This is a genomic window from Ohtaekwangia sp. (assembly GCF_036786105.1).
Taxonomy (GTDB): Bacteria; Bacteroidota; Bacteroidia; order Cytophagales; family Cyclobacteriaceae; genus Ohtaekwangia.
The window spans coordinates 8,350-12,476 of sequence record NZ_DAIQRQ010000096.1 but is presented as its reverse complement, the minus strand read 5'-3'; the positions used below and the strand labels follow the sequence as shown (position 1 = coordinate 12,476).

The 4,127-nt window shown below is 46.5% G+C and carries 4 protein-coding genes; all 4 read right to left on the bottom strand.

Features of this window, described 5'->3' with window-relative positions; translation table 11 throughout:
* Window positions 1-231 precede the first annotated feature (231 nt).
* Window positions 232-642, bottom strand: a complete 411-nt coding sequence (locus V7Q33_RS22325; protein WP_331982003.1) for a VOC family protein — start codon at window positions 640-642, stop codon at window positions 232-234.
* Window positions 643-910: 268 nt separating this feature from the next.
* Window positions 911-2,242, bottom strand: coding sequence for a signal recognition particle protein (gene ffh, locus V7Q33_RS22320; protein WP_331982000.1), 1,332 nt, complete (start codon window positions 2,240-2,242; stop codon window positions 911-913).
* Window positions 2,243-2,365: 123 nt separating this feature from the next.
* Window positions 2,366-3,493 (bottom strand): glycerate kinase, encoded by a 1,128-nt coding sequence (locus V7Q33_RS22315; RefSeq protein WP_333821346.1) that lies wholly within the window; start codon window positions 3,491-3,493, stop codon window positions 2,366-2,368.
* Between the two features lie 28 nt (window positions 3,494-3,521).
* On the bottom strand, window positions 3,522-4,127 hold a 606-nt coding region (locus V7Q33_RS22310), incomplete at its 5' end, for a molybdopterin-binding protein (RefSeq protein ID WP_333821345.1).

The window sequence follows — 4,127 nt, the reverse complement described above, 5'->3', positions numbered from 1 at the left end:
TTTTTTTGGTGCATGTCTATAGCTAATGCTAAGCATGTGTGCGGACAACACCAAGGGCGAGGGTTTCTGAGTAATCTGATCTGTTTGTTATGCAAGAGACAGCGATAAAAGCCGATAATTTGCCGTTTGAAATTATCGGCTTCAGCCTACCTCATTAAAATGTATACTTTTCAAAAGTCTGGCGTGCGAGCCTAAATATACCTTTATTCTATAGTTTGGAAGTGATGTTCCCTATTTCATGCCGCTAAACCTTTTTTGTGCTTCCTGGGTAACCGGTGTAAAGAGGTTAACAAGGTTACCATCAGGATCTCTTAACAGGAGGGAACGGTTGCCCCAAGGCATTGTTGTGGGGGCTTGCACTACTTTCATGTCTGGTAAATTTGCCAAGTGCTTGTACTTGTCATCAACGTTGTCAATATAAAATTCAATAATTACAGATTTGTTGCTCGCCGCACTGGCAATATCAGATCCGCCAAAAAAGGCCAGCGTTCGGGTACTTCCGATCGCTAAGGCTCCGGACGATGTTCGTAATTCAGCAAAGTCATCTGTATACCATGTAAAAGGCTGGTCAGTAACATTTTCATAAAATTGAACCAGGCGTTTGATGTCACCCGTGATCACGCGAATAGAAGATAAATTCATAGTATTTCGTTTTGTTATCACAAAGTGATATACACTAAGCGACAGCCCTATGTCAGTAGGCGAACAAATAGTTACTTAAAATATTCCAGTCGAAACTTTTAGTTGCTTCAATTCAAGGTTCTGATTTTTAAGTATTCCATTTTTCCATTGTAAGAACTGAAGCGCTGAACGAAAGCTGAGAACTTAGCTCATTGACGGTAAACAAAAACCGCTGCCACTCATCTCTGAATAGCAGCGGTTTTTTATTTATATACCTGCGAAGATAGATTTACCTGCCAAACGGATTCAAAGCCGAAAGCGCACGTTTGCCGCCTCCCATTTTATTCATGGTCTTCATCATTTTGCGCATGTCGCTGAATTGTTTGAGGAGCTGGTTTACCTGTTGTATGGAGGTGCCGCTTCCTTTGGCGATGCGCTCTTTGCGGCTGCCGTTGATGAGGTCCGGGTTTTCGCGCTCTTGTAAAGTCATAGAGCGGATAATGGCCTCTACGGGTTTAAAGGAGTTGTCGTCTATATCGATATCTTTTATGGCTTTGCCCATGCCGGGGATCATGCCTAGCAGGTCTTTCATGTTCCCCATCTTCTTCACTTGCTCCAGCTGGGAAAGGAAGTCGTTGAAGTCGAACTGGTTCTTGCGTATCTTCTTGTTGAGGCGTGCGGCTTCTTCCTGGTCGAAAGCCTGTTGGGCTTTTTCAACGAGTGTTACTACGTCACCCATGCCGAGGATACGGCTGGCCATACGATCGGGATAGAAGCGGTCGATGGCTTCCATCTTTTCGCCGGTGCTAACAAACTTAATCGGTTTATCTACTACTCTGCGAATGGAGAGAGCAGCACCACCGCGTGTATCACCATCGAGCTTGGTGAGCACAACACCGTTGAAGTTGAGTCGGTCGTTGAAAGCTTTGGCCGTGTTCACAGCATCCTGACCCGTCATGGAGTCAACCACGAACAACGTTTCAGAAGGATTGAGTGCTTCTTTCAGACGAGCAATCTCATTCATCATCTCCTCATCTACGGCGAGGCGACCAGCGGTATCGACTATAACAACACGGTGATTGTTTTTCTTGGCGTGATCGATTGCCGCTTTCGCGATCTTTACGGCATCTTTATTCTCCGGCTCAGCATATACTTCAACGCCTACCTGCTCACCGAGTACTTTCAACTGATCGATCGCAGCGGGGCGGTATATATCGCAGGCTGTTAGCAATACAGAGCGTCCCTGACGTTTCAGGTAGCTGGCAAGTTTACCGGAGAATGTTGTTTTACCCGAACCCTGCAAACCTGCTATGAGGATAATGGCCGGATTGCCATCGATCTTGATGTCTTCACTCTGGCCACCCATGAGGTGGGTAAGCTCATCGTTGGTAATTTTTACCAGCAACTGGCTGGGAGAGATGGCGGTGAGCACATCCTGGCCCATCGCTTTTTCTTTGATCTCGTCCGTTACTTCTTTGGCAACTTTATAGTTAACGTCCGCATCAATGAGGGCTTTGCGGATTTCTTTTACGGTGGAAGCAACGTTGATCTCCGTAATGCGTCCCTGGCCTTTCAGGTTTTGAAAGGCTTTATCCAGTTTTAAACTTAAATTATCGAACATGGTGTTGAATGTCAGTTAATATTATTTCCCACAGAATTCACAGATTAACACAGAATGCCGCAGGAAATTTTCAATTAAGTCTGCAAAGTTAACCCGCATGGGAGAGCGATGCAAATAGACTTTTCAGGAGATGAGAAAAGGCTTCAAATCGTTTAGAATGCGCTTTTTGAGCAGTGAACCTGCGTTTTGCATGGCTTGCTCTTCCGGTGTAGACGCGTTGGCGATGGTAATAATTTTTCGGATGCCCAATTCTTCTGTCTGCTGCGGTGTAAGCTCACTTTTGCCGGCGATGACGACAAGCGGTTTGTGATGTTTTCGGGCGAGCTTCGCTACGCCATTCACTACTTTGCCGTGAAGTGTCTGTTCATCGATCTTGCCTTCACCGGTAATGATCAGATCGGCCTCGCGGATGTGCTCTTCAAGCCCGGTAAACTCCATAATGAAATCTATACCGGCGCGGACGTTGAGGTTGGTAATTGCCTGTAACGAAGCAGGCAGTCCGCCACCGGCTCCGGCACCCGGAAAATTTACTGGTTTGTGAAATGTTCTTTCGAGTATAGCTTCATAGTGTTGTAATCCGGTGTCCAGCAGGATGACCATGGCACGATCGGCACCTTTCTGTGGTGCAAAGGTATATGCGGCGCCTTGTGCACCGTGCAGGGGATTATCTACATCACAAAATATAGTGATGTTTACTTCTGCCAGGCGTGGATGAAGAAGCGAGGTATCGATGCGATGAACGAATGATAAATTCTTCCCGATAGGTTCTAATAATTCACCTGTATCGGAAAAGAATTGTATACCGAGGGCAGTTGCCATTCCCATGCCGGCATCATTGGTGGCGCTTCCGCCTATACCGAGTACGATTTGCTGTACACTGTGATCGAGCGCATGCCGCATTAATTCACCTGTGCCGATGGTGGAGGTAAGTGATGGATTTCTTTCTGGCGGTTTGAGCAATTGTAGTCCGGAGGCAACAGCCATTTCGAGAAATGCTGTAGTGCCGTCTTTTGTTATTCCGTAATGCGCTTTTATTGGGCGGAACAGCGGATCGTGTACCCGCACCGTTGTGAACGAACCTCCGCTGAATGATGTGAGCAATTCGCAGGAACCTTCGCCACCATCGGCCAGTGGTATAGCTATAATTTTATGCGATGGATCAATCGCTGCTATAGCATCGCCAGCAATAGCACACACCTCCTGTGCTGTAAGCGAACCTTTGAATTTATCAGGCGCCAGCAGAATAGTCATACAACAGCATCCGGGTATACTATATGCATTACATCAACCGAAACGGGTAATAGGGAAATACCTCGCCGGCTTCAAAGTTTACTTTGTCGATGGGAAGTTCCAGAAAACCGGTTACGCGTTTCAGGTTGGCAAAATCTCCGGAACCACCACCGGCATCCGGATAGGCCATCATTCTGCCTTCTTCATTCTTTACCGTTACCTGCAGAAAGTAGGTAAGCACAGGATTGAACCTGAAGTCTTGCGCGAGCACAGCGTATTGCTGCTCGTATATTACCTGCAGACTTTTCCAAAGCCAGGGAAGTACATAGCGATAGAAGCACATATAGGTTGACACCGGATTACCCGGCAGCGCAAAAACTACTTTTCCTTTTTTTGATGTACCAAACCAGAAAGGTTTCCCCGGCCGCTGGCTCACCTGGTGAAAAAGTTTTTTCACGCCTATACTATCCAATGCTTCGGGTATAAAATCAAATTTACCTTTGGAAACACCGCCGGATATGATCAATACATCGTGGTCTTCGGCGATCACGCGAAGCGAGTCGATTACAAAATCTTTCTGGTCATACAGGTGATACTGCGTTCCTTCCCAACCTATATGTTTCATGGCAGCCTGAATGGCATAGGTATTGGATCG